This window comes from Achromobacter sp. 10T422, from assembly GCF_056394065.1.
Genome location: NZ_JBFTHD010000023.1, coordinates 1 through 953, shown reverse-complemented (window position 1 = coordinate 953; position 953 = coordinate 1). Strand labels below are relative to the sequence as shown.

Below are 953 nucleotides of genomic sequence, written 5' to 3'. Positions count from 1 at the left end.
ATACATTACTCACCCGTTCGCCACTCGCCACCAGACCGAAGTCCGTGCTGCCGTTCGACTTGCATGTGTAAGGCATCCCGCTAGCRTTCAATCTGAGCCAGGATCAAACTCTTCAGTTTAATCTCTGTATTTGTTTCGTATTCTTGGTCCGAATAAATCCGAACCAGGTCATACGTCGCTACTCAAAGGAAGTGAGGTATGTTCTTAAACTTGACGTCTAAGGTACTTCACTTCTAGTGAGCACTTGATTTCATTGTGCTTGTGACAAGCCAGGATTTAACTCCCAACTTGACACAGTGCATCGCATCAAGCGCCCACACTTATCGGTTGTTTAATTGTTAAAGAGCGGTACTGCTAAATTCTTTACTGCTACTTACTGAACCCGCCAGCGTCGCCGCGGCTTTTGCCTTGCGTCGCTTGCTGCTTTCAGCAGCAGAGAAGCGAGATTATGAAGGAGTTTTTATCGCTTGTCAAATCAGTGTCGTATTTGTTTGCGCTTTCGCACTGCAACCACTTCACTGCCTGGCTTGCTTGCTCTTCAGAACTCACCGGCACTTCCGCACCAGCTTCTTCTCTTCCTAGCAGCTATCGAAACATCGGGGTAAACCCTGAATTTTCGGTAGCAGCCAAGCCCGACACTATAACATCATTTTTGCGGATCATGCAACCGGCTTTTGCCTAACTTGCATCCTATCCTGCAACGCTGCCTGTTCGCTGGATCTCTCCATCTTCACAACAGCTGAGAAGTATAGGTTCTCACTAATATATAAAGACAAAACCCCGCAGGATTACCTGCGGGGTTTCGCGGAATAAAAGCCTGACGATGACCTACTTTCACAGACGTCCGTCCACTATCATCGGCGCGAAGGCGTTTCACTGTCCTGTTCGGGATGGGAAGGAGTGGTACCACCTTGCTATGGTCGTCAGGCGTAACTGGTTGAGCTGCTGCGCGT

Annotated in this window: 2 rRNA genes; both read right to left on the bottom strand. The window is 48.7% G+C overall.

Annotated features, from left to right (window positions below):
• Nucleotides 1-119: ribosomal RNA gene (locus AC1DB0_RS29790) — 16S ribosomal RNA — on the bottom strand; the annotation flags it as partial.
• A 696-nt stretch (nucleotides 120-815) separates the two neighbouring features.
• Nucleotides 816-928, bottom strand: a 5S ribosomal RNA gene (gene rrf / locus AC1DB0_RS29785).
• Between the last annotated feature and the right edge of the window lie 25 nt (nucleotides 929-953).